Origin of the sequence: Mycobacterium interjectum (assembly GCF_900078675.2) — a bacterium.
Classification (GTDB): Bacteria; Actinomycetota; Actinomycetes; order Mycobacteriales; family Mycobacteriaceae; genus Mycobacterium; species Mycobacterium interjectum.
Window position 1 is genome coordinate 669,644 of the sequence record NZ_LT546236.1, and the last position, 23,139, is coordinate 692,782.

The 23,139-nt window shown below is 68.8% G+C and carries 22 protein-coding genes and 3 pseudogenes; 11 read left to right on the forward strand and 14 right to left on the reverse strand.

Annotated elements, in window-relative coordinates:
• Positions 1-8: 8 nt before the first annotated feature.
• The 7 genes from BN4348_RS33200 to BN4348_RS33230 form a co-directional block, all read right to left on the reverse strand.
• Positions 9-620 (reverse strand): TetR/AcrR family transcriptional regulator, encoded by a 612-nt coding sequence (locus tag BN4348_RS33200; protein WP_066908743.1) that lies wholly within the window; start codon positions 618-620, stop codon positions 9-11.
• Entirely contained in the window at positions 620-1,513 is an 894-nt protein-coding gene (locus tag BN4348_RS33205; protein WP_066908745.1) for a hydroxymethylglutaryl-CoA lyase, read from the reverse strand. Before BN4348_RS33205 ends, BN4348_RS33200 begins: the two co-directional genes overlap by 1 nt.
• Complete coding sequence (locus BN4348_RS33210; protein ID WP_066908748.1) at positions 1,510-2,709, reverse strand: CaiB/BaiF CoA transferase family protein; 1,200 nt, start codon at positions 2,707-2,709, stop codon at positions 1,510-1,512. The genes BN4348_RS33205 and BN4348_RS33210 overlap by 4 nt, the downstream gene beginning before the upstream one ends.
• A complete protein-coding gene (locus BN4348_RS33215) occupies positions 2,706-3,881 on the reverse strand; it encodes an alpha/beta hydrolase (protein WP_066908751.1) in 1,176 nt (391 codons plus the stop codon). The genes BN4348_RS33210 and BN4348_RS33215 overlap by 4 nt, the downstream gene beginning before the upstream one ends.
• The gene (locus tag BN4348_RS33220; RefSeq protein ID WP_066908753.1) at positions 3,878-4,972 is read right to left on the reverse strand and encodes a homogentisate 1,2-dioxygenase; all 1,095 of its coding nucleotides are present in this window, start codon (positions 4,970-4,972) and stop codon (positions 3,878-3,880) included. Before BN4348_RS33220 ends, BN4348_RS33215 begins: the two co-directional genes overlap by 4 nt.
• Before the next feature lie 153 nt (positions 4,973-5,125).
• Entirely contained in the window at positions 5,126-6,097 is a 972-nt protein-coding gene (locus BN4348_RS33225; RefSeq protein ID WP_066908755.1) for an NADPH:quinone oxidoreductase family protein, read from the reverse strand.
• 22 nt (positions 6,098-6,119) lie between these two features.
• A complete protein-coding gene (locus BN4348_RS33230; RefSeq protein ID WP_066908759.1) occupies positions 6,120-7,118 on the reverse strand; it encodes an acrylyl-CoA reductase family protein in 999 nt (332 codons plus the stop codon).
• A 22-nt stretch (positions 7,119-7,140) separates the two neighbouring features.
• On the opposite strand from BN4348_RS33230, the gene BN4348_RS33235 reads away from it, so the two are divergent.
• Positions 7,141-7,998, forward strand: a complete 858-nt coding sequence (locus tag BN4348_RS33235; protein WP_066908760.1) for an oxidoreductase — start codon at positions 7,141-7,143, stop codon at positions 7,996-7,998.
• On the opposite strand, the gene BN4348_RS33240 is transcribed toward BN4348_RS33235, so the two are convergent.
• The 3 genes from BN4348_RS33240 to hisN (BN4348_RS33250) form a co-directional block, all read right to left on the reverse strand.
• Complete coding sequence (locus tag BN4348_RS33240; protein WP_066908761.1) at positions 7,991-9,196, reverse strand: acyl-CoA dehydrogenase family protein; 1,206 nt, start codon at positions 9,194-9,196, stop codon at positions 7,991-7,993. The genes BN4348_RS33235 and BN4348_RS33240 overlap by 8 nt on opposite strands.
• A 19-nt stretch (positions 9,197-9,215) precedes the next feature.
• Complete coding sequence (locus tag BN4348_RS33245; RefSeq protein WP_066908765.1) at positions 9,216-10,622, reverse strand: acyl-CoA dehydrogenase family protein; 1,407 nt, start codon at positions 10,620-10,622, stop codon at positions 9,216-9,218.
• Between the two features lie 92 nt (positions 10,623-10,714).
• The gene (gene hisN / locus BN4348_RS33250; RefSeq protein WP_066908767.1) at positions 10,715-11,494 is read right to left on the reverse strand and encodes a histidinol-phosphatase; all 780 of its coding nucleotides are present in this window, start codon (positions 11,492-11,494) and stop codon (positions 10,715-10,717) included.
• Between the two features lie 23 nt (positions 11,495-11,517).
• Between hisN (BN4348_RS33250) and BN4348_RS33255 the strand changes: the two genes are divergently transcribed.
• The 4 genes and pseudogenes from BN4348_RS33255 to BN4348_RS33270 form a co-directional block, all read left to right on the forward strand.
• On the forward strand, positions 11,518-11,838 hold the full coding sequence (locus BN4348_RS33255; RefSeq protein WP_066908770.1) for a hypothetical protein: 321 nt from the start codon (positions 11,518-11,520) through the stop codon (positions 11,836-11,838).
• Between the two features lie 45 nt (positions 11,839-11,883).
• Positions 11,884-12,273 (forward strand): annotated as a pseudogene (locus BN4348_RS33260) (EamA family transporter); the annotation flags it as partial.
• 32 nt (positions 12,274-12,305) lie between these two features.
• Positions 12,306-13,151 carry a maleylpyruvate isomerase family mycothiol-dependent enzyme gene (locus tag BN4348_RS33265; protein ID WP_066908773.1) on the forward strand — a complete coding sequence of 282 codons (846 nt, stop codon included), beginning with the start codon at positions 12,306-12,308 and terminating at the stop codon, positions 13,149-13,151.
• A gap of 134 nt (positions 13,152-13,285) precedes the next feature.
• Positions 13,286-13,789, forward strand: a pseudogene (locus BN4348_RS33270) (ferritin-like domain-containing protein); the annotation flags it as partial.
• Here BN4348_RS33270 and BN4348_RS33275 read toward each other — a convergent pair.
• Together BN4348_RS33275 and hisN (BN4348_RS33280) are read right to left on the reverse strand one after the other, a co-directional pair.
• A pseudogene (locus tag BN4348_RS33275) lies at positions 13,789-14,898 on the reverse strand (acyl-CoA dehydrogenase family protein); the annotation flags it as partial. The pseudogenes BN4348_RS33270 and BN4348_RS33275 sit on opposite strands and share 1 nt — an antisense overlap.
• A 92-nt stretch (positions 14,899-14,990) precedes the next feature.
• Complete coding sequence (gene hisN / locus BN4348_RS33280; RefSeq protein WP_066908767.1) at positions 14,991-15,770, reverse strand: histidinol-phosphatase; 780 nt, start codon at positions 15,768-15,770, stop codon at positions 14,991-14,993.
• Positions 15,771-15,793: 23 nt separating this feature from the next.
• Here hisN (BN4348_RS33280) and BN4348_RS33285 point away from each other — a divergent pair, with 23 nt between their 5' ends.
• Positions 15,794-16,114, forward strand: coding sequence for a hypothetical protein (locus BN4348_RS33285; protein WP_066908770.1), 321 nt, complete (start codon positions 15,794-15,796; stop codon positions 16,112-16,114).
• Here the strand turns inward: BN4348_RS33285 and BN4348_RS33290 are convergent.
• Complete coding sequence (locus BN4348_RS33290) at positions 16,111-17,271, reverse strand: PPE family protein (protein ID WP_066908778.1); 1,161 nt, start codon at positions 17,269-17,271, stop codon at positions 16,111-16,113. The genes BN4348_RS33285 and BN4348_RS33290 overlap by 4 nt on opposite strands.
• 387 nt (positions 17,272-17,658) lie before the next feature.
• Between BN4348_RS33290 and BN4348_RS33295 the strand changes: the two genes are divergently transcribed.
• On the forward strand, positions 17,659-18,456 hold the full coding sequence (locus BN4348_RS33295; protein ID WP_066908781.1) for a universal stress protein: 798 nt from the start codon (positions 17,659-17,661) through the stop codon (positions 18,454-18,456).
• Positions 18,457-18,478: 22 nt separating this feature from the next.
• Positions 18,479-19,102 carry a response regulator gene (locus BN4348_RS33300; protein WP_066908784.1) on the forward strand — a complete coding sequence of 208 codons (624 nt, stop codon included), beginning with the start codon at positions 18,479-18,481 and terminating at the stop codon, positions 19,100-19,102.
• A gap of 9 nt (positions 19,103-19,111) precedes the next feature.
• On the opposite strand, the gene BN4348_RS33305 is transcribed toward BN4348_RS33300, so the two are convergent.
• Positions 19,112-20,473: an FAD-dependent oxidoreductase gene (locus BN4348_RS33305; RefSeq protein ID WP_066908787.1), complete on the reverse strand. Its 1,362-nt coding sequence runs from the start codon at positions 20,471-20,473 to the stop codon at positions 19,112-19,114.
• Between the two features lie 90 nt (positions 20,474-20,563).
• Between BN4348_RS33305 and prfB the strand changes: the two genes are divergently transcribed.
• Genes prfB through BN4348_RS33320 form a run of 3 tightly spaced genes read left to right on the forward strand, consistent with a single transcriptional unit; the run spans position 20,564 to position 23,137 of the window.
• Positions 20,564-21,676, forward strand: a complete 1,113-nt coding sequence (prfB, locus tag BN4348_RS33310; RefSeq protein WP_066908790.1) for a peptide chain release factor 2 — start codon at positions 20,564-20,566, stop codon at positions 21,674-21,676.
• Entirely contained in the window at positions 21,666-22,661 is a 996-nt protein-coding gene (locus tag BN4348_RS33315; protein ID WP_066908793.1) for a mechanosensitive ion channel family protein, read from the forward strand. Before prfB ends, BN4348_RS33315 begins: the two co-directional genes overlap by 11 nt.
• The gene (locus BN4348_RS33320) at positions 22,658-23,137 is read left to right on the forward strand and encodes a hypothetical protein (RefSeq protein ID WP_066908797.1); all 480 of its coding nucleotides are present in this window, start codon (positions 22,658-22,660) and stop codon (positions 23,135-23,137) included. The genes BN4348_RS33315 and BN4348_RS33320 overlap by 4 nt, the downstream gene beginning before the upstream one ends.
• Positions 23,138-23,139 lie beyond the last annotated feature (2 nt).

Genomic DNA, 23,139 nt, shown 5'->3' on the forward strand with positions numbered 1-23,139 from the left:
TGGCTGGCTCAAGCGCCGTACAGGGTCTTCTTCCACACCGTCGACAGGGTGGCGATGGCGTCCTCGTCGTTGATCTCCAGGCCCAGGCCCGACGGCCCGACGAACACGGTGGTGAAGTTCTCGAACAGCAGCGCGATGGCCGCCGCGGTGTGTTCGGGGTTGAGCTCGGCGCCGTAACCCTGCTCCTGGGCGCGCCGGACCGACGCGGCCACGATGTCCATGCCGAAGCGCCGGAATTCGTTCTGGACGGTAGCGAAGCGCCGCTGGGTGGCGGCGAGCTGGGCCACGGCGATCATGATGCCGATGTTCTGCTTGAACATGCTCCAGTACCCGGTGACCACCCCGGTGAAGAACGCGTCGTCGTCCGGCGATTCCGGCAGCTCGACGCTCAGCCCGGACGGCCTGACGACCTCGTGCAGAAACGACTCCGCCAGTGCGGCCAACAGGTCTTCCTTGTCGGCGAAATACCGATAGAACACGGCGGACGATTTGCCCGCCGCCGACGTGATGTCGGCCAGGGTGGTGCCATGAAAGCCGCGTTCCGCGAACAGTTTTCGGGCGGCTTGTTCGATGGCCTGCCTGGTCTGGCGGCCCTTGGCGGTCAGGGTTTCGGCCGGCATCAGTTCCGGATCCGGTCGCCGGCGCGCAGCAGCGCACTCGGCAAGTCGTGGCCCACAACGGATTTGGCGATCTCGGCGGCGGCGATGGCGGCCCGCAGGTTGACGTCGACGTCGACGTCGCTGTCGCTGAGTAAATAGACCAGGTCTTCGGTGGCGATGTTGCCGGTGGCGCCGGGTGCGAAGGGGCAGCCGCCCAGCCCGCCGACCGAGGCGTCCAGCCTGGTGACCCCGGAGCCGACCGCGGCGTAGGCGCTGGCCAGGCCGGTGCCGCGGGTGTTGTGGAAATGCCCGCCCAGCGGCATGTCGCCGATCACCGGACGCAGTTGTGCGATCAGCGAACTGACTCGCCGCGGGGTGGTGGTGCCGATGGTGTCGGCGATCGAGAAACGGTCGACGCCGTTGTCGCGCGCGGCCGCGCCGATCTCGAGCACTTGTCGCGGCGCGGTCGGCCCCTCGAACGGGCAGTCCCACGCGGTGGCGACGATGACCTCGACGGTGACGCCGGCGTCGTGGGCGATGGCGACGATCTCCTCGATCTGGCCGGTGGCCTCGGCGGTGGGCCGCCCGACGTTGGCCTCGCTGAACGCGTCGCTGGCGGCCACCACGTACTCGATCGACCGTAGCCCCGCGGCAACGGCGCGCTTGGCGCCGTTCGGACTGGCCACCAGGGCGGAGAACTCGATGTCGGGGTAGTCGCGCAGGTGCGCGGCGAGTTCGGCGGCGTCGGCCATCGAAGGCACCTTGGACGGGGACACGAACGCCGTCGCTTCGACCTCGCGCACCCCGGTGGCGGCCACCGCGGCCAGCAATTCCAGCTTGGCGGCCAACGGGATTGGTTTTTCGATCTGCAGGCCGTCGCGCAGCGACACCTCGCGGATGTCCACGTGAGTCATAGCACCTCCTCGGCCCTTAGCCCCTCGAGCTCGTCGTCGGTCTTGCCCAGCAGTCCGAGGTAGACGTCGTCGTTGTGCTGGCCCGGGCGCGCGGGCCCGGCGTTGCGGACACCGCCCGGGGATTCCGAGAGCACCGGGACGACGCCCGGCCCCAAAACGCTCCGCTGGACCCTTTCATCGAAGTGCTCGACCAGCATGCCGCGGGCCCGCAGCTGCGGGTCGTTGACCACCTCGGCGACCGTGTTGATCGGACCCGTGATCACGCCTGCGGCGGAGAGGGTTTCGATGATGTCGGCGGGTTGCCGATCGGCGGCCCATGCGCCGATGATCGTGTCGAGTTCGTCTTGATTGCGGCCGCGGGCGACGTGCGTGGCGAACCGGTCGTCGGTGACCAGCTCCGGGCGCCCCATGGCCTTGCACAGGCGGGCGAACACGGTGTCCTGGTTGGCGGCGATCACCACCCAGGACCCGTCGGCGCTGCGGTAGATGTTCGACGGCGCGATGCCCTCCAGCCGGGTGCCCGACGGCCCGCGCACCACGCCGCCGACGTCGTAGTCGGGAATCGTGGATTCCTGCACGGCCAAGCATGATTCGGTCAGCGCGACGTCGACCACCTGTCCGTGCCCGGTGACGCTGCGGCGGTACAGCGCGGCCAGCGCGCCCTGGGCGCCGAACATGCCGGCGAGGCTGTCGCCGAGCGAGAGCGCGAGCCGGGGCGGCGGGCCGCCCGGGAAGCCGTTGAGGTGCCGTAGGCCGCTGGCGGCCTCGGCCACCGAGGCGTAGCCGGCCTTGTGCGCCTCGGGCCCCGTCTGTCCGTAGCCGGACACCCGGACCAGGATGATGCCCGGGTTCCGCTCGCTGAGCACGTCGTAGCCCAGGTTCCATTTCTCCAGCGTGCCCGGGCGGAAGTTTTCCACCACGATGTCGGATTTCGCGACGAGGTCTAAGAACAACTCGCGGCCGCGCGGCTTGCGCAGGTCGAGCGTGATGGCCCGCTTGTTGCGCGCGTGGACGGTCCAGAACACGTGGTGTCCGTCCAGTTCGGACTGCCCCCAGGTCCGCAGCGGGTCCGGGGCGCCGGGCGGTTCCACCTTGATGACGTCGGCACCCATGTCGCCGAGCAGCCGGCCGGCGAACGGGCCGGCGATCAGGGTGCCCAGCTCGAGCACCCGGATGCCGTCCAGCGCACCTGTCACTCTTTGCTCGCGAAGTCGTGCCGGATCAGCCAGTCGGTGACGACGTCGACGGCGTGCCGCAGCTTGTCCCGTTGGTCGGGACCCGCGTAATAGTGTGTGGCACCGGGAATCTCGTGCATCTCCTTGTCGGGGTGCCCGATCGCCTCGAAGAGCCGTCGGGTGTGGCTGGGTGTGCAGGCGTCATCGGCAAGGTTACCGATCACCAGCGCCGGGACCGCAAGGTCGCGCCCGCACGCCACCCCGTCGCCGCGCGCGTCGTCGTAACTCCATTGCGACAGCCAGCCGCGCAGCGTGGAAAACCGGGCCAGCCCGACCGGGCTCATGTTCACCACTCGAGGATCGCCCAGATAGCAGGTTCCCGGGGGGCGTTCGTTGGGATCGACGGTCGGGTCGAGCCAGCGCGGGTCGGCCATGGTGCCGTGCACGACGAAGCAGAATTCGTCATCCGGGCGCCCGGCGGCTGTGAGTTCCGCCAACTTCTCTTTCACCCACGCGGTGATGCGGCGGTTGCGGTCGATCTGCGCCTGCCGGTAGCGGGCCAGGAATTCCTGGCTGTAGGGCGGTTGGTTGGGATTGTCCGGGTTGTACAGGTCCAGTTCGGGATCGCGCTTGGTCGGGTCGGATTCGTCGAGGATGGACGCGTCCAGCCATTCGGTCAGCGTGCCGTGTCGGCTGACGTGCGCGGCCAGCAGCATGATCCCGTCGGCCTCGGGCAGGTCGAGCTTGGTGAGGTCGGGACCGTCGCCGGACGGGCTCGCCGTGATCGTCGGTTTCTGGGCCTGCTGCTGGTAGAACATCGACAGCGAGCCGCCGCCGCTCCACCCGGCCAGCACCACTTGGGAGTAGCCCAGCCGGTTCTTGGCGTCCTTGATGCACTCGCCGAGGTCCTCGACCACCTTCTCCATCAGCAGCGCGGAGTCGGTGCCGCGGAACCGGCTGTTGCAGTAGATGACGTGGTGACCCGCCCGGGCCAGCGCGCCCGTCATCGGCAGGTACGCGCCGCCGCCGATCGGGTGCATGAAGACCAGCACGGTGTCCGACGGCTTGTCCTTCGGCTTGAGCAGATAGCTTTCCAGCACGGTGATCTCGGCCAGACCGCCGTAGACGTCGCGCACCGCGGAATTGTTCTGGAAGGCAACCAGATACGGGATTCGGTCGTAGTCGTGCTTCACGAGTGCTGCCCGAGGTCGTGGGCGAGCACCTCGGCGGACGGTGTCAGCCGGCGGCGGGTGTCGACGGCGATCACCTGCCAGTCCACCCGCGAATGTTCGTCGAACTTGCGGCGCGCCCGTTCCCGCGCCTTCTCCGGCGCGCCGTGGTGAACCCCTTGCGGCGCGTGCGTGATCAGCCCGGGCGGCATCGGGATGCCGTAGAGCGACCCGCCGTGGAAGAACGCGATCTCGTCGTAGTCGACGTTGCGGTGATACCAGGGCGTGCGCTCGGTACCGGCGACGCCCTCGGCCGGCTTGGGCAGGAAGTTCATCACGTAGACGCCGGTGGCCTGCATGAAGAGGTGGACCGTGGGCGGCAGGTGGACACTGTCCGAGGTGATCACGTTGTAGTCGGCGATGTTGAAGGTGAACGCGAAGTTGTCGCCGCGCCAGCCCTCGACGTCCAGCGGATTGTGTTGGTAGAACAGCGTTGTCGGACCGCCCTCGTGGACGAGCCTCACCTCGTACTCGTCGCGTTCGTCGTCGGTGATCGGGACCGGCTCCGGAATGGTGGCCTGCGACGGGTCGAACGGGAAGTGGCGGCCCAGCGCGCCGGGCGGCGGCACCCGGAATTCGTCGCTGGCCTCGATCATCAGCAGGGTGGTCTCGCTGTCGGGTAGCTGACGCCAGGTGCACGCCTTCGGGAGGTAGACCCAGTCGCCCTCCCGGTAGCGCAGCGGCCCGAACTCGGTCTCCAGCAGCCCCGCCCCGCGGTGCACGAAGCACAGCAGGTCGCCGTCGACGTGCCGGGCGTAGAACGGCATCGGCTCGTGACGGCGGCTCAACGAGATTCGGCAGTCGTCGTTGCTGAACATCAGCAGCGGCCCGCCGTTGGCGTCGGTGGCGTCGCCGGGCTTGAGCTCGCCGGCGAGCACGTCGACCGGGCGCAGGGGACCGACGGCCCGATAGGCGGTGGGGTCGTTGCGGCGGTACATGTTCGCGGTCCGGCCGGTGAATCCACCCCGGCCCAGTTCGTCGTCCTTGAGCCCGTCGAGGTCGGCGTGCAGCCGGCGCGGTGTTTTCCCTTTTCGCAGGTGAACGAAGGATTCCATGAAGACTCCAGGCTCGGCGGGCTACAAAACTGAAAGTGACATTACTTTTTGTTTATCCGCCGCACAAGGTGCTCGGCGGTCCAACTCCGCGAGACATCATCCGTTGCGCACCGCGTCGGCGTGTCGTTGCAAACGTTTCTGTGTCGCGCGGTCTCAATCGCGGACGCGCACCACGACTTTGCCTTTGGCCGTGCGGTTCTCGAGCGATGCGACCGCCGCGCCGGCCTGCTCCAGCGGGTAGACCTCGGGCGTCGGGGCGGCCAGCCGGCCCGAGCTGAGCAGGGCCTCCAGTCCCGCCCACTGCTCGGCGAGCGCGTTCGGGTGCGTCCCCGCCCAGGCTCCCCAGCCCACGCCGACGACGTCAATGTTGTTGAGCAGCAGCCGGTTCACCTTCACGGTCGGGATCTCCCCGCCGGTGAACCCGATGACCAGCAGCCGGCCGGCCGGGGCGAGGGAGCGCAGCGAATCGGTGAACCGGTCGCCGCCGACCGGGTCGACCACCACGTCGACGCCGCGGCCGCCGGTGAGCTCCTTGACCGCGTCCTTGAACCCCTCGGCCAGCACCACATCGGTGGCGCCGGCCGCCGTCGCCACGTCCGCCTTGTCTTCGGTGCCGACGACCGCGATGCTGCGCGACGCCCCGAGCAGCGACCCCAGCCGCAGCGCCGACGTCCCGATGCCGCCCGCCGCGCCGTGCACCAGCATCGTCTCGCCCTGGGCCAACCGGCCGCGCACGGTCAGCGCGAAGTACACGGTCAGGTCGTTGAACAGCAGGCCGGCGCCGGCCTCGAAGCTGACGTTGTCCGGCAGCTTGAACACCCGGTCGGGCTGCAGGATCGCGACCTCGGCCATGCCCCCGGACAGCATCGTCAGCCCGACGACCCGGTCGCCGGGTTGTACGTGCGCGCCCTCCGGCGCCGACCGCACCACGCCGGCGATTTCGGCTCCGAGCACGAACGGCGGCTCCGGCCGGTACTGGTAGAGGCCGCGGGTCAGGAGCGCGTCGGGAAACGCCGCGCCCGCGGCGTACACGTCGACGACCACACCGTCACCCGAGGGTTCGTCGACCTCGGACACCTCGATCGCGTCCGGACCATCCAGTCGCGTCACCCGTGCAGCCCGCATGGTCGGTCAGCCTACTGCCGACTCAAAATCCGCCGGCGACCCGCACCACCGCGCGGCCGGAGAAGGCGCCGGCGCGCAGCTGATCCAGCACGCCGACGACGTCCTTGACGTCGACGTCGCTGATCACCGCCTCCAGGTGACGCGGCCGCAACGAATCACCCAGCAGCGCCCACAATTTGCGGCGCCGGCCGATCGGCATCAGCACCGAGTCCATCCCGAGCAGCGCGATGCCGCGCAGGATGAACGGCATCACCGTGGTGTGCAACCCCGGCCCACCCGTCAGGCCGCTGCAGGCCACCGCCCCGCCGTAGTCGACGGCGCTGAGCACGTCGGCCAGGGTCGCCCCGCCCACGCAATCCACGGCGCCCGCCCAGCGCGCCTTGGCCAGGGGCCGCGGCTTGGCGTCGGGGTCCTCGGGCAACCTCCCGATAACCTCCGCGGCGCCAAGCTCTTTCAGCAGCCCGCCCGCCCGCTCCTTGCCGGTGGACGCGACCACCCGGTAGCCGGCTCCGGCCAGCAGGTCCACGCTCACGGAGCCGACGCCGCCGGAGGCGCCGGTGACGACGACCGACCCGGCGCCGGGTTGAAGGCCCCAGTCGATCAGCGCCTGCACGCTCATCGCGGCGGTGAAGCCGGCGGTGCCGATCGCGGCGCCCTCGCGCGGCGTCAGGTCGCCGAGCGCCACCACCTGGTCGGCGGGCAGCCGCGCATATTCGGCGTAGCCGCCGTGGTGGCCGGTGCCGATCGCGTACCCGTGGGCCAGCACCTTGTCGCCGACGACGAAGTCGGGGGAGTGCGATTCGACGACTTCGCCGGTCAGGTCGATGCCCGGCACCACCGGGTAATTGCGGACCACGCCGCCGCCCGGCGTCAGCGCCAGCGCGTCCTTGTAGTTGACGCTCGAGTACTCCACCCGGATCGTCACCTCGCCGGGCGGTAGGTCGGAGGCGCTCAGCGTCTCGACCGACGCGGTGATCCGGTCACCATCTTGGCGCGCGACGAGCGCCTGAAACGTGTCCATACGACGACGCTAACCTCACCCCATGGATTCCTTTCCACTCGGTGGCTTTTCCGTCGCGCGCATCGGCTTCGGCGCGATGCAGCTGCCCGGCCCGAACGTGTTCGGGCCGCCGCGGGACCGCGACGAGGCGCTGGCGGTGCTGCGGCGCGCCGTCGAACTCGGCGTCGACCACATCGACACCGCCCAGTTCTACGGTCCCGACGTCGCCAACGAGCTGATCCGCGAGGCGCTGCACCCCTACCCGGACAACCTGGCCCTGGTGAGCAAGGTCGGCGGGCGCCGCGACGACACCGGCGCCTGGCTACCGGCGGGCGAACCCGCCGAGTTGCGCAGCGACATCGAAACGAACCTGCGGACTTTGGGGGTCGACCGGCTGGCCGCGGTCAACCTGAGGCTCTTCGAGAGCAACGGGCCGGATCAGCTGTTCGACGATCAGCTGACGGCCATGGTGCAGGCCCGTGACGAGGGTTTGATCGGCGGGATCGGGCTGAGCAACATCAACCGTGAACACCTGCTGCACGCCCTGGGTCGCACCCAAATCGTTTGTGTGCAGAACGCTTTCAACCTTGTTGATCGCGACTCAGCCCCCGTGCTCGAAGAGTGCACGAGGCAGGGCATCGCGTTTGTCCCGTTCTTCCCGCTGGGGGCGGCGTTCGCGCGGCCGAACCCGGTGCTGAGTCACCCGTTGGTGACCGAAACCGCCGAGCGACTCGGCCGCACACCCGCGCAGGTCGCCCTGGCGTGGACGCTGAGCGTGGCGCCCAACGTGCTGCTGATCCCGGGCACCTCGTCGGTGCGGCACCTGGAGGAGAACGTGGACGTCGCATCCATCGAGCTCGACGCGGACACCCGCGAGCGGCTGAACGCGGTCGCTACTTGAGTTCGGCCGACGACAGCCCCAGCAGGCGACGGGCGACCACCAGTTGCTGGATCTGCTGGGTGCCCTCGAAGATGTCCAGGATCTTGGAATCGCGCGCCCACTTCTCCAGCAGCGACTGCTCGGAATAGCCTGCGGTGCCGGCCAATTCGACGGACTTGAGCGTGACGTCGCTTGCCATCCGCCCCGCCTTGGCCTTGCTCATCGACGCCTCTTTGGAGTTGGGGATCTTGTTGTCGGCCTGCCACGCCGCCCGCAACGACAACAGGTAGGCGGCCTCCCAGTCGGCCTCCATCCGCAGGAACTCGGCCGCCGCGGCGCTCTGGGCGTGTGACGGCCGGTCGTAGCAGATCTCGACACCCGCCTCGGTGAGGATCTTGCGGATCTCCTCCAGCGCGGCGCGGCCGACCCCGATGGCCATGGCGGCCACGATCGGCCGGGTGTTGTCGAAGGTCTCCATCACACCGGAAAAGCCCTTGCCGACCTCGATTTCGGGGTTGCCCAGCAGGTTGTCCTTGGGGATGCGGACGTTGTCGAACCGGATCGCCGCGGTGTCGGAGCCCTTGATGCCGAGCTTGTGCTCGAGGCGCTCGACCGTGACGCCCGGATGGTCGCGCGGCACGATGAACGATTTGATCGCGGCGCGGCCCGCCGACTTGTCCAGCGTGGCCCACACCACGATGTGGGTGGCCCGCGAGCCGGCCGTGACGAAGATCTTCTCGCCGTTGATCACGTACTCGTCGCCGTCCAGCTTGGCGGTGGTGGACACCGCCGCCGAATCGGATCCGAACCCGGGCTCGGTGATGGCCATCGCCGCCCACACCTTGCCGAGGCGCTCCAGCTGCTCGTCGGTGGCGACCGCGGAGATCGCCGCGTTACCCAACCCCTGGTAGGGGACCGACAGCATCATCGCGACGTCGCCCCAACTGGCCTCCAGTGTCTGCAGCAGCGCGGCCATGTTGGCGCCGTTGTGGTTTCGGTCCCTGTCCTCGTCCTCGTCGCGAAGCGCGTCGGCCCCGGCGAAGGCGACCGATTCGGAGGCGCCCTCGAACAGGTTGATCAGGGTGTCCAGCTCGACCGGATACGCGTGCTCCTTGAGGTCGTACTTGCGCGCGATCGGCCGCATCATCTCGGCGGCGCCCTGATGGGTCTTGACGCTCACCGCCTGCAGCTTGCGGGGCAGTTCCAGATTGATTGCCATGATTGGTCTTTCGCTCGAGTTAGATTACGACGACGCCCTCGGCCACGCCGATGGCCCGCAGGTCGCGGTACCAGCGCTCGACCGGGTGCTCCTTGGTGTAGCCGTGACCGCCGAGCAGTTGCACGCCGTCCAGGCCGATCTGCATGCCCTTGTCGGTGCCGAGCCGCTTGGCCAGCGCCGCCTCGCGGGCGAACGGCAGGCCCTGTTCGGCGCGGGCGGCGCCGCGCCAGGTGATCAGCCGCAGGCCGTCCAGTTCGATGGCGATGTTCGCGCACATGAAGGCCACGGCCTGGCGGCGCGCGATCGGCTCGCCGAAGGCCTCGCGCTCCTTTACGTAGGGGACCACGTAGTCGAGCACCGCGTGCGAGGTGCCGACCGCCAGCGCCGCCCAGCCCAGCCGGGACAGCGCGATCGCCTCGGAGTAATCGTGATCGGAGGCCTCGTCCTCGCCCAGCCGCGCACCCAGCGGCACCGTCACGCCGGACAGCTCGACCCGGCCCAGGGCCGCCGCGCGGATTCCCATGCTCGGATCCGCTTTGACCGTAAGGCCTTTGGTGGACGACTCGACGATGAACAGCGCGGGCTTGCCGTCCAGCTGCGCGGCGACGACGAACAGCTCGGCGTCGGCCGCGGCGGGGACCAACGACTTCACGCCCTCGAGCCGGTAGCCGCTCGGGGTGCGCACCGCGGTGGTCTTCAAGCGGGTGGGGTCGAACAGCGGTTGCGGTTCGGCGATGGCCACGCAGGCCTGCGGGACGTTCTCGCCGGCGAACTCGTGCAAGTAGGTCGCCTGCTGGTCGGCGCTGCCCCAATGGGTGAGCGCCGACGCCACGCCGCCGGGCGCGAGAATCGGCAACGCCAGGCCGATGTCGCCGTAGGCGAGCGCCTCGGCCACGAGCACGTTGGTGACGCTGGAGCGGTGGGCGGCGATGCCCTCGAAGTCCTCGGGGATGTTGATCGCGGTGATGCCCAGCTCGGCGGCCTTGGCGATCAGATCGGGCGGGTAGGCGGCCGCCTCGTCGGCGTCGTGGGCGGCGGGGCGCAGCACCTCCTCGGCGAACTCCTCGAGGGTCTCGACGATCATCTTCTGCTCGTCGTCGGGCGTCAGATCGAAATAGTCCTTGCCGCTGGACTTGAGCCGGGTCGGTCCGCCCCGGAGGTTCTGGACCCGCTTGAACTGGCGGGACGCGGCCCCCGCCGTGGAGAAGACCGTCTTCGTGCCGTAGCGCAGGCCGCGGTTGAGCGGGTCGCGCAGGTGGTATTTGTCCAGAAACTCCTGGCCGACGAGCGGGGTGAGCAGCGCCAGGGTGATGTCGATGCCGGTCCGCTTGTGCGGTTGCAGCCCGACGCCGGTTTTGCGGCCGCGCCGTCTCGAGCGTGCGCGGGTGGTCTTTGAAGTCTGTTCCGAACCGGAGGTCTCGGTCATTTCAGCAGCCTCTGTCGTTGGGGCGATGCGGATATTCCTATCTTACTCCGGAGTAAGATAGATGGGACTGCGTGTTAACTAATTCACAAAGACTAGGCCCGCAGGCGGGAAAGCACCTGCTCATGCAAGAGGCCGTTGGTGGCCACGGCGCTGCCGGCGTGCGGGCCCGCGGTCCCGTCCAGGCCGGTGAAACTTCCGCCCGCCTCGCGCACCAAGATGTCGAGGGGCGCCAAGTCCCACACCGACACCTCCGGTTCGGCCGCGATGTCCACCGCGCCCTCGGCGACCAGGCAATAGGACAGGAAGTCGCCGTAGGCTCGGACCCGCCACAGCGCGTCCGTCAGCCCGATGAAGCGATCACGCAGGCCGCGTTGCGCCCACCCCGACAGGCTGGAGAACGACAGGCTCGCCGAATCCAGCTGTGCCACAGAGGAAACCGTGAGCCGCCGCGCTGGGCCGCCGTCGACGGCGGCGAACGCGCCCAGTCCCCGCGCCGCCCACCAACGCCGGTGCAGCGCCGGCGCGCTCACGACGCCGACCGAGGGGACGCCGTCCTCGAGCAACGCGATCAGACTGGCCCACACCGGCACCCCGCGCACGAAGTTCTTGGTGCCATCGATCGGGTCGATGATCCACTGCCGCCCGCTGAAGGTGGCGGTCCCGCCGAACTCCTCGCCGACGACGCCGTCCGCCGGCCGTTCGCCCCCCAGCACGTCGCGCAGGTCGGTCTCGACCCCGCGATCGGCGTCGGTCACCGGCGTCAGATCCGGTTTGGTGTCGATCCGCAGGTCGAGCGCCCCGAACCGGGCTGTGGTCAGCGCGTCGGCGCGGTCGGCCAGGGCGAGCGCCAGCGTCAGATCGTCGCGACTCATGGGAGCAGTCCTACCATGGCCGGGTGTGGGAATTCGGTGTGCTGATCCTGCTGGTGGCGGTTCTGGGGGTGCTCCTGGCCCAGCGGTTCATCCCGCGCGGTGAGCTGGCGAGCGGGACGCTGCTGGTGACCGGGGTCAGCCCGCGGCCGGACGCCACCGGCGAGCAATTCGTCACCATCGCCGGCGTCATCAACGGGCCCACCGTCAGCGAGCACGCCGTCTATCAGCGCATGGCGGTCGACGTCGACCACTGGCCGACGATGGGTCAGCTGCTCCCGGTGGTGTATTCGCCCAAGAACCCGGACAACTGGCGGTTCGCACCGGCCGAGCCGCCGGCCGCCTAGCCGCCCGCGGGCGGGCGCGTCATCACGGTGAGCCGGGTCCCTGTNACTGTGCTGGCCGGGTCGGCGATGGGGCTCAACATGGTGTTCCTTCATCAGGCGCCACACGCGACCAAGCTCTGGCCGCTGGTGTTCGCCCGGCTGGCGGCCACCGCGGTGGTGGTCGGCATGTCCGCGATGAGCAATAACTTGCGACTGCCGCAGGGCAGGCCGATGAAGATGGCGCTGACGGTGGCCCTGCTGGACATCTGCGCCAACGTGACGATGCTGCTGGCGCTGCACACCTGGCTGCTCTCGCTGGCCAGCATCTTGATCTCGCTGTATCCGGCCGCGACGGTCGTGTTGGCGATGGTGGTGCTCCGCGAGCGGGTCAGTCGCCTGCAGGGTGTCGGCATGGTGATGGCGATGGGCTCGGTCGCGATGATCGCCGCTAGCTGACGATTGGCCCGTGATCGGCCTACTATCCGTCCATGGCCGATCGACCGGTGACCAAACTCGACAAATCCGAGGTGCTCGCTGGCCTCTTCGCGGTGTGGGACGACATCGACGCCCTGCTGGACGGGCTTGAGGAGGCCGACTGGCAGGCGGCCAGCCCGCTGCCCGGGTGGGACGTCAAGGCGCTGGTGGCGCACATGATCGGCACCGAGTCCTTCCTCGCCGGCGTCGCCGCACCCCAGCCCGACATCGACGTCGCGGCGCTCGAGCACGTCCGCAACGACATCGGCGTCATGAACGAGTGCTGGGTCCGCCACCTCAACTCGGAAGCCGGCGCCGACGTGCTGGCACGGTTCAGGGACATCACCAGCGACCGGCGCAAGGCCCTGACGAGCATGTCCGCCGAGGAGTGGGACGCGGTGACGCCGACGCCGGTCGGCCCCGAAAGCTACGGGCGGTTCATGCGGGTCCGGGTGTTCGACTGCTGGATGCACGAGCAGGACATCCGCGAGGCCCTGTCGCGGCCGTCGCCGGACGACGCGCTGCGCGGCCCCGCGCCGGAGCTCTCCCTCGACGAGATCGCATCCACGATGGGATATGTGGTGGGCAAGCGCGCCAAGGCGCCCGACGGTTCACGCATCTTGTTCGAGCTGACCGGCCCGGTGGCCCGCGACATCCGTGTCAACGTCGACGGCCGCGCTCAGCTGGTCGATGACTTCGGCGGCCAACAGCCGACGGCGACGATCCGGCTGGATGGCCTGCAGTTCACCCGGCTTTCCGGCGGGCGCCCGATGAGCCCGGCCCGCGACCGGGACATCGAACTCGGCGGCGACAAAGACGTCGCCACCCAGGTCGTCGAAAATCTCAATTTCGTGATCTAACAGCACTTTTCGCCGCGACATAAATCACATGCGCGGCGTATGTGTATCCACGCCACCTCATTGGGTAGCCGACAACGTACAGGCGCGCCTCTCGCGCCGACACCGAATCGTCAACGCCAGGAGGGCCGATAGTAATGACTGCACCCGATACCACCCGTTTGCTCGCGCAGCTGCGCACGCTGCTCGATCTGACCAACACCGAGATCCAGGTCGCGGAAACACGCGTCGTCCAGGCTCGCACCGAGGCGGTGCGCCGGGAACTCTCGCAGAACGCCGCGAACGGCCGCAAGCGGGCCGACGCCCTCGAGGCCGCGATCCGCAAGCTGGGCGGTTACCCCGACGTGATCGGCCCGTTCCTGGGGCGCGCCGCCGCGGTGGTCAAGGCGCTCACCGAGCAGGCGGAACCGTTCGACGAGGCGCTGTTGGGTGACCTCGCGCTGGAAGACCAGCTGCTGGACCGCGCGCGCTACACCAAGGCATTGGCCGTCGCCGCCAAGCGTCAGGACATCGAGAACCTGGCGGAGCGCCTGATCACCGCGCACGCGGCGACGGTGGACTGGCTGACCACCGTGCTGGCCGAGGATGCGCTCGGGGGGCCGGCCGCGCTGCGTCGCACGCCGCTGCAGGCCGCCGCCGGCGCNTCGCGCTCCTTTACGTAGGGGACCACGTAGTCGAGCACCGCGTGCGAGGTGCCGACCGCCAGCGCCGCCCAGCCCAGCCGGGACAGCGCGATCGCCTCGGAGTAATCGTGATCGGAGGCCTCGTCCTCGCCCAGCCGCGCACCCAGCGGCACCGTCACGCCGGACAGCTCGACCCGGCCCAGGGCCGCCGCGCGGATTCCCATGCTCGGATCCGCTTTGACCGTAAGGCCTTTGGTGGACGACTCGACGATGAACAGCGCGGGCTTGCCGTCCAGCTGCGCGGCGACGACGAACAGCTCGGCGTCGGCCGCGGCGGGGACCAACGACTTCACGCCCTCGAGCCGGTAGCCGCTCGGGGTGCGCACCGCGGTGGTCTTCAAGCGGGTGGGGTCGAACAGCGGTTGCGGTTCGGCGATGGCCACGCAGGCCTGCGGGACGTTCTCGCCGGCGAACTCGTGCAAGTAGGTCGCCTGCTGGTCGGCGCTGCCCCAATGGGTGAGCGCCGACGCCACGCCGCCGGGCGCGAGAATCGGCAACGCCAGGCCGATGTCGCCGTAGGCGAGCGCCTCGGCCACGAGCACGTTGGTGACGCTGGAGCGGTGGGCGGCGATGCCCTCGAAGTCCTCGGGGATGTTGATCGCGGTGATGCCCAGCTCGGCGGCCTTGGCGATCAGATCGGGCGGGTAGGCGGCCGCCTCGTCGGCGTCGTGGGCGGCGGGGCGCAGCACCTCCTCGGCGAACTCCTCGAGGGTCTCGACGATCATCTTCTGCTCGTCGTCGGGCGTCAGATCGAAATAGTCCTTGCCGCTGGACTTGAGCCGGGTCGGTCCGCCCCGGAGGTTCTGGACCCGCTTGAACTGGCGGGACGCGGCCCCCGCCGTGGAGAAGACCGTCTTCGTGCCGTAGCGCAGGCCGCGGTTGAGCGGGTCGCGCAGGTGGTATTTGTCCAGAAACTCCTGGCCGACGAGCGGGGTGAGCAGCGCCAGGGTGATGTCGATGCCGGTCCGCTTGTGCGGTTGCAGCCCGACGCCGGTTTTGCGGCCGCGCCGTCTCGAGCGTGCGCGGGTGGTCTTTGAAGTCTGTTCCGAACCGGAGGTCTCGGTCATTTCAGCAGCCTCTGTCGTTGGGGCGATGCGGATATTCCTATCTTACTCCGGAGTAAGATAGATGGGACTGCGTGTTAACTAATTCACAAAGACTAGGCCCGCAGGCGGGAAAGCACCTGCTCATGCAAGAGGCCGTTGGTGGCCACGGCGCTGCCGGCGTGCGGGCCCGCGGTCCCGTCCAGGCCGGTGAAACTTCCGCCCGCCTCGCGCACCAAGATGTCGAGGGGCGCCAAGTCCCACACCGACACCTCCGGTTCGGCCGCGATGTCCACCGCGCCCTCGGCGACCAGGCAATAGGACAGGAAGTCGCCGTAGGCTCGGACCCGCCACAGCGCGTCCGTCAGCCCGATGAAGCGATCACGCAGGCCGCGTTGCGCCCACCCCGACAGGCTGGAGAACGACAGGCTCGCCGAATCCAGCTGTGCCACAGAGGAAACCGTGAGCCGCCGCGCTGGGCCGCCGTCGACGGCGGCGAACGCGCCCAGTCCCCGCGCCGCCCACCAACGCCGGTGCAGCGCCGGCGCGCTCACGACGCCGACCGAGGGGACGCCGTCCTCGAGCAACGCGATCAGACTGGCCCACACCGGCACCCCGCGCACGAAGTTCTTGGTGCCATCGATCGGGTCGATGATCCACTGCCGCCCGCTGAAGGTGGCGGTCCCGCCGAACTCCTCGCCGACGACGCCGTCCGCCGGCCGTTCGCCCCCCAGCACGTCGCGCAGGTCGGTCTCGACCCCGCGATCGGCGTCGGTCACCGGCGTCAGATCCGGTTTGGTGTCGATCCGCAGGTCGAGCGCCCCGAACCGGGCTGTGGTCAGCGCGTCGGCGCGGTCGGCCAGGGCGAGCGCCAGCGTCAGATCGTCGCGACTCATGGGAGCAGTCCTACCATGGCCGGGTGTGGGAATTCGGTGTGCTGATCCTGCTGGTGGCGGTTCTGGGGGTGCTCCTGGCCCAGCGGTTCATCCCGCGCGGTGAGCTGGCGAGCGGGACGCTGCTGGTGACCGGGGTCAGCCCGCGGCCGGACGCCACCGGCGAGCAATTCGTCACCATCGCCGGCGTCATCAACGGGCCCACCGTCAGCGAGCACGCCGTCTATCAGCGCATGGCGGTCGACGTCGACCACTGGCCGACGATGGGTCAGCTGCTCCCGGTGGTGTATTCGCCCAAGAACCCGGACAACTGGCGGTTCGCACCGGCCGAGCCGCCGGCCGCCTAGCCGCCCGCGGGCGGGCGCGTCATCACGGTGAGCCGGGTCCCGTAGCGCGGCAGGACCCCCGACGCTCGCGCCAACGTGCCCGCCGGCATCCCGGGCACGCCGGGATAACTGGAACCGGCCAACTCGTCGGTTCCCGCGAGGGTGGTCAGGCCGGCGGGTTCCAGCGCCGCGATGCGGCTCGTCGACGGCGCGGACCAGCCGGCCGGCACCGACATCGGACCGATCGCGTTTGCCCGGCTCATGCTCGCCGTGACCGCGTTAGTCAGTCCGCCGAGTCCCGATCCGGGTGTCCCGCCGCCGAGCCCGATGGGCCCGAGCGCGGGCGCAGGTCCCGCGAGGCCGGACAGGTACGCCATATTGGCTTGCATGCCGAGCAGATTGGCGGCCTGGCCGCTCATCGACGCCGGAAGCCCCGAAAACGTTCCGATCCCGCCGATTGACGCGTTCGCGAGCTGTATGGAGTCCAGCACGCTGAGCGGGTTCGCGCTGATCGGAATCGGGCTGAGGTTCAGCACCGAAGCCAGCGCGCTGCTCAGCTGCGTGCTCAACCCCTGCAATGCCGAGTACACGTTCGTGAAGGGGTCGGCGGCCGCCTGGGAGGCGGCCGCGTTTTGGGCGGCCACCCCGTCGGCGTTGGTGGTCTGTTGCGGTGAAGCGAACGGTGTCAACCGGCTGGCCGCCGCCGACGTGGCGGCGTAGGCGTTCATCGCGGTGGCGTCCTGGGCCCACATTTCGGCGTAGTGGGCCTCCGTGGCCGCGATCGCCGCGGTGTTCTGGCCAAAGAAGTTCGTCGCGATCAGCGCCTGCAGCTGCGCGCGGTTGACCGCGATGACCGGCGGGGGCACCGTCATCGCGAACGCCTGGTCGAACGCCGCCGCTGCCGCCCTGGCTTGCATGGCCGTCTGTTTGGTCTGCTGGGCGGTCGTCGTCAGCCACTGCACGTAGGGCGTGGCCGCCGCCGTCATCGATTCCGACGCGGGGCCGCGCCACTGCAAGGTGGTAAGGGTCGTGAGCACGGATTCGTAAGTCTGGGCCGTGGTGCCCAGTTCGGCGGACAGCGAATCCCAGGTTCCCGCGGCGGCCAACAGCGAGCCCGATCCCGGGCCGCTGTAAATCCGGGCGGAATTGATTTCGGGCGGAAAAAAAGCGTAATCCATTGTCAGGTCTCCCTGTTTGGTGTACGTGCTGAATCGTGCCGGGCCCGATTCGGCACTTTGTCCACCGCCGCCGCGCTGGCGGCGGTGATAAGAATGTAGGCGCCGGCCCCCGTCTGTACTGGAGATTTAGGCCCAAACGTCCAGCGTGTCAGGCCGCTTGGTTGCCGCCACGTGAAAATCTCCAGATTCACTCACGGCGGCTGGGCGCCCGTGGCGCCCCAGCCACGGTGGCTGGCGCTTGGCTGGCCGGCAACGCAGCTTCTAGCCGTTGATAGGGACCAATGGCCCCCAATTGTGAACCGAATGTCTCTGGGTAACCCCCGCTTCCGGGCCATAGCGTGGGGTGGACACGATCGTCGAGCAGTCCGAGCAGCGCAGGAGACCCCGATGGGTGATTCAGCTCCGAGCGTCGTCGTCGGCGTCGACGGATCGAAAGCGGCCATTGCCGCGGCGCGCTGGGCGGTTGACGAGGCGGTGAGCCGCGACATACCGCTGCGATTGGTTTACGTGACCGAGCCACCAGAATCCCGGGCGGCCGGGGATCGCGAGGGCCGGTTGGCCACCGCGCGTTCGGCGTTACAAGACGCCCACCGCGCGGTCGAGGCGACCGGGCAACAGGCGAAGGTCGAAACCGAAATCCTTTGGGGGAAGCCGCTTGCCAGTCTGATAGAAGAGTCCAGGTCGGCGGCGATGATGTGTGTCGGCTCGATCGGACTCAATCATGCCGCGCACGGCGTGGGCTCCCTGTCCGCGAGCCTGGCCGCGTCCGCGTTGTGCCCGGTCGCCGTCATCCGCCGCCCGGCGGGCAGACGGGCAGCCGCCAAAGTCCGGCGCGTCACCGTGCAAGCCGACAACGCCGGCGCCCTGCGCCACGCTTTCGAGGAGGCGAGGTTGCGGCAGGCCCCGCTGCGCGCGATCGCGGTATCCCATTCCGCGGGGCCGGACGACGTGGACGCCAAACGTGCGGCCCAGGCTCAGCTGACGCGGCGAATTGCCCGGTGGACGCGGCAGTACCCCGACGTGCGCGTCGAGTCCGCCGTCGTACGGGGGACTGTCGAGGAATATCTGGCCGCTCACCACGGGCCGGATCAGCTTTACGTCACCGACGCGGGCACTTGCTACGACCTGTGCGGTGCGCACAGCGCCGGAACCTCCGTTCTCGCCACGCGTTCGAGCAATCTGTAGAGGCCTTCGGGTGGACACTCGGATGAGCCTAGGGTTCTTTTTGGTCGACGATCACGAGGTGGTGCGGCGCGGACTGATCGACCTGCTTTGTGCGGACCCCGAACTCGACTGCGTTGGGGAGGCCGCATCCGTCGCCGAGGCGATGACCAAGATCCCCGCGGCCAATCCCGATGTCGCGGTGCTCGACGATTGGCTGCCCGATGGCCACGGAGTCGAGTTGTGCCGCGACCTGTTGTCGTCAATGCCGGATCTGCGCTGCCTGATGATGACGTCGCATACCTCTGACGAGGCGATGCTGTATGCGATCCTGGCCGGCGGCAGCGGATATGTCGTCAAAAACATCAAAGGCATGGAATTGGCTTCTGCCATCAAGGATGTGGGCGCCGGGCGATCTCTGCTCGACCCGCGCGACACGGCCGCGCTGATGAGCAGACTGTGGCGGATCGCCGAAAACAACGACGGGCTCTGGGGCCTCAACGACCAGGACCGCGCGTTGTTGAGTTTGCTCGCTGACGGCCTGACCAACAAGCAGATCGCCGAGCGGACGAGTTTGGCCGAAGACATCGTGCGCAAGCACGTGTCACGCCTGCTGGTCAAATTGGGTGTGACGCGCTATCCGTATTCGCTTGATCGCCAATGGTTCTGAAGCGCCCGGTCAGCCGTGTCCGATGCGCAGCAGTTCAGCCAGGCTCGGTAGCTTGACGCGGGGACGCCCGTGCGGCTCACCGGCCGCTCGCTCGTGGCGGTCGATGACCTCCCAGTGCGCGGAGGTGACCAGCCTCGGCTGGCGCGACGCCAGCCACTCGGCCAGCTTGCCGGCGTGGTCGTGGGGGAAGTCCGCGAGTTCCTCGGCAGCGGCCAAGTCGTCCAGCAGGGTGTCGACGGTGTCCTGGGAGTCCTTCTTATTGGTGCCGATCACCCCGGTCGGCCCGCGCTTGATCCACCCGACGACGTACTCGTTGCGGCTGCCCTCCACCCGGCCGTCGGTGTTGGGGATGGTCGCGCTCTTGTCGTCGAACGGCAGCCCCGCGGTGGGCACGCCGCGGTAACCGACCGACCGCACCACCAATTGAGCCGGCAGCTCCTCGCGCTCGCCGGTGTCCTTGGCCGATACCCGCCCGCTCTCGTCGCTGACCAGCTCGTTGCGGCCGAGCACGATGCTCTCCACCTTTCCGTCGCCCTTGATCTCGATCGGAGAAGTCAGGAATCGGAAGACGATTCGGCGATGCCCGGGCCGCGGGGCGCGCTGGGAGTAGTCGCGCAGCACCTTGATGTTCTGCTTCGTGGTCTTGCCGACCGCGGCCGCGTCCTCGTCGCTGATGCCCTCCAGTTGGGCCGGGTCGACGATGACGTCGACCCCCTCGAGGTCGGCGAGCTCGCGCAGCTCCAGCGTCGTGAACGCCGTTTGCAGCGGCCCGCGTCGGCCGATGATGACCACCTCGTCGACACCGCAGGGTCGCAGCGACTCCAAGGCGTGGTCGGCGATGTCGGTCTGCCCGAGTACGTCCGGATCGGTGACCAGGATGCGCGCCACGTCGAGCGCCACGTTGCCGTTGCCCACGACGACGGCCCGGGTGCCCGACAGGTCGGGCGTGCTGCGCTCGAAGCTCGGGTGTGCGTTGTACCAGCCCACGAAGTCGACGGCGGCGACACTGCCCGGCAGATCCTCACCGGGAATGTTCAGCGCGCGGTCGGACTGCGCCCCCACCGCATAGACCACGGCGTCATAGCGTTCGGCGAGTTCGGCCGCCTCCACATGCTCGCCCACCACCACATTGCCGAAGAAGCGGAACCGGGGATCTTCCGCGATCTTCTCGAATTGCTTGCTGATCGACTTGATCTTCGGGTGGTCGGGGGCGACGCCGGAGCGGACCAGCCCCCAGGGCGTCGGCAGCATCTCCAGCATGTCGACGGCCACGTCGACGTTCTCCGACGCGTCGGCGGCCTTCAGCAACGATGCCGCGGCGAAGAATCCCGACGGTCCGGAGCCGACGATCGCGACGTGATATGGGCGCATCCTCGAGCCTTCTGTTCGTGTGGGGCTGGTCACTTGATGCTAAACGCTGGCGCCCGGGCCATGACCTGAGCATTGGTAACGTGGGCGCCTGTGGAACCCGACCGTCAAGCCGACATCGCCGCCCTTGACTCCACCCTGACCACGGTGGAGCGGGTGCTCGATGTGGACGGTCTGCGTACCCGCATCGAGAAGCTGGAGCAGGAGGCGTCCGATCCCAAATTGTGGGACGACCAGGCCCGCGCCCAGCGCGTGACCAGCGAGCTGTCCCACACGCAGGGTGAGCTGCGCCGGATCGAGGAGCTGCGGCAGCGCCTCAACGACCTGCCGGTGCTCTACGAGCTGGCGGCCGAAGCGGGAGGGGGCGGCGCCGACACCCTCGCCGAGGCCGACGCCGAGCTCAAGGCGCTGCGCGCCGATATAGAGGCCACCGAGGTGCGCACGCTGCTCTCGGGTGAGTACGACGAGCGCGAGGCGCTGCTGACGATCCGTTCGGGCGCCGGCGGCGTGGACGCCGCCGACTGGGCCGAGATGCTGATGCGGATGTACATCCGCTGGGCCGAGCAGCACAAGTACCCGGTCGAGGTGTTCGACACCTCCTACGCCGAAGAAGCGGGCATCAAGAGCGCCACCTTCGCCGTGCACGCTCCCTTCGCCTACGGCACGCTGTCCGTCGAACAGGGCACCCACCGGCTGGTCCGGATCAGCCCGTTCGACAACCAGAGCCGGCGCCAGACCTCGTTCGCCGAAGTCGAGGTGCTCCCCGTGGTGGAGACCACCGACCACATCGATATTCCGGAAGGCGACGTGCGGGTGGACGTCTACCGCTCCAGCGGCCCGGGCGGTCAGTCGGTGAACACCACCGACTCCGCGGTGCGTTTGACCCACATCCCGACGGGTATCGTCGTGACTTGCCAGAACGAAAAATCGCAACTGCAGAACAAGATCTCGGCAATGCGAGTGCTTCAGGCAAAGTTGTTGGAGCGCAAGCGATCAGAAGAGCGCGCCGAGCTGGACGCCTTGAAGGGTGAAGGCGGCAGCTCCTGGGGTAACCAGATGCGCTCCTACGTACTGCACCCGTATCAGATGGTCAAGGATCTGCGAACCGAGTACGAGGTGGGCAATCCGACCGCCGTTCTGGACGGGGACATCGACGGATTCCTGGAAGCGGGAATCCGGTGGCGCAATCGAAAAGATGCTGACTAACACGACACTTACCGCCGCAACCGCCTCGATACAGGCGCTGGGCTGGCACGAATTCTGGCGCGGCGACGCCGGCCAGTGGATCATCACCCGCGGTCTGCGGATCGTGATGGTGTTGATCGCGGCGGTGCTCGCGGCCCGCTTCGTCACCTGGGTGGCGCAGCAGGTCACCCGCCGGCTCGACCTGGGCTTCGCCGAAAGCGATGCGTTGGTGCGCTCGGAGGCCACCAAGCACCGCCAGGCCGTGGCGTCCGTGATCTCCTGGGTATCGATCGTGATCATCGGCATCTGGGTCATGTTGCAGATCGCCGACATCCTGCGTTTTTCGGTGAGCGGCCTGGTCGCGCCGGCGACGGTGGTGGGCGCGGCGCTCGGTTTCGGTGCCCAGCAGCTGGTGCGAGACCTGCTCTCCGGGTTCTTCATCCTGGTGGAAAAGCAGTATGGGTTCGGAGACCTGGTCAACCTCACTGTCGTTGCGTCAACGGAGGCCAGCGGCACGGTCGAGAACGTCACGTTGCGGGTGACCCGACTGCGCTCGCCGGATGGCGAGGTGTTGACCATTCCCAACGGGCAGATCGTCAAGGTGGTCAACCTGTCCAAGGATTGGGCCCGTGCGGTGGTGGACATCCCGGTGTCGACCAGCGCCGACCTGAACCGGGTCAACGAGGTCTTGCACCAGGAATGCGACCGCGCAATGGACAACCCGGTGCTGGGGGAATTGCTGTTGGATCCGCCGACCGTGATGGGCGTGGAAAGCATCGAGGTCGACACCGTCACCCTGCGCATGGTGGCCCGCACCCTGCCCGGCAAGCAGTTCGAGGTGGGCCGGCAGTTGCGCGTTCTCGTCATTCGAGCGCTGGCCCGTGTCGGCATCATGACCGCGGCCGACGCGAAGGTGGGCCTGGTCGAGGATCCCGCCGTCCCCGCCGCCCAGGCCGCCGAAGCGCGAGCGGAGGATGACGTCCAGGACGCGGTGCAGGGCCGATGAAGTTCACCGTGAGCATCCTCGAGAGGCGTGCCGAGGACAAGCAACGGCGCTGGAGCCACCTGTTCGGCGGCCGCATGCGCACCTCGACGCTGATCTTGATCGTGGTCTTCCTGGCGACGTGGTGGGTGTACGACACCTACCGCCCCGAACCGGCCGCCAAGCCACCGGCCCCGCAGGTGGTGCCGCCGGGCTTCGTGCCGGACCCGAACTACACCTGGGTGCCGCGCAGCCGGGTGCAGCAGCCGCCGGCCACCGTCACGTTCACCCCAACCCCGACGACGACCGTGCCGTCGAGCACCACCGTGCCGCCGCCCACGACGACGACCACGACGCCCCCGCCGTTCGCCCCGCCGCAGCTGCCGTGCCTGCTGCCGGCGCCCTTCTGTCCGCCGAGCACCAGCCCCACGCCGTCCCCGCCGCTGCTGCCCCAGCCGGGGCCGGGTCCGGCGCCGAGTTCGCCGGCGCCGGCCGGCTGACT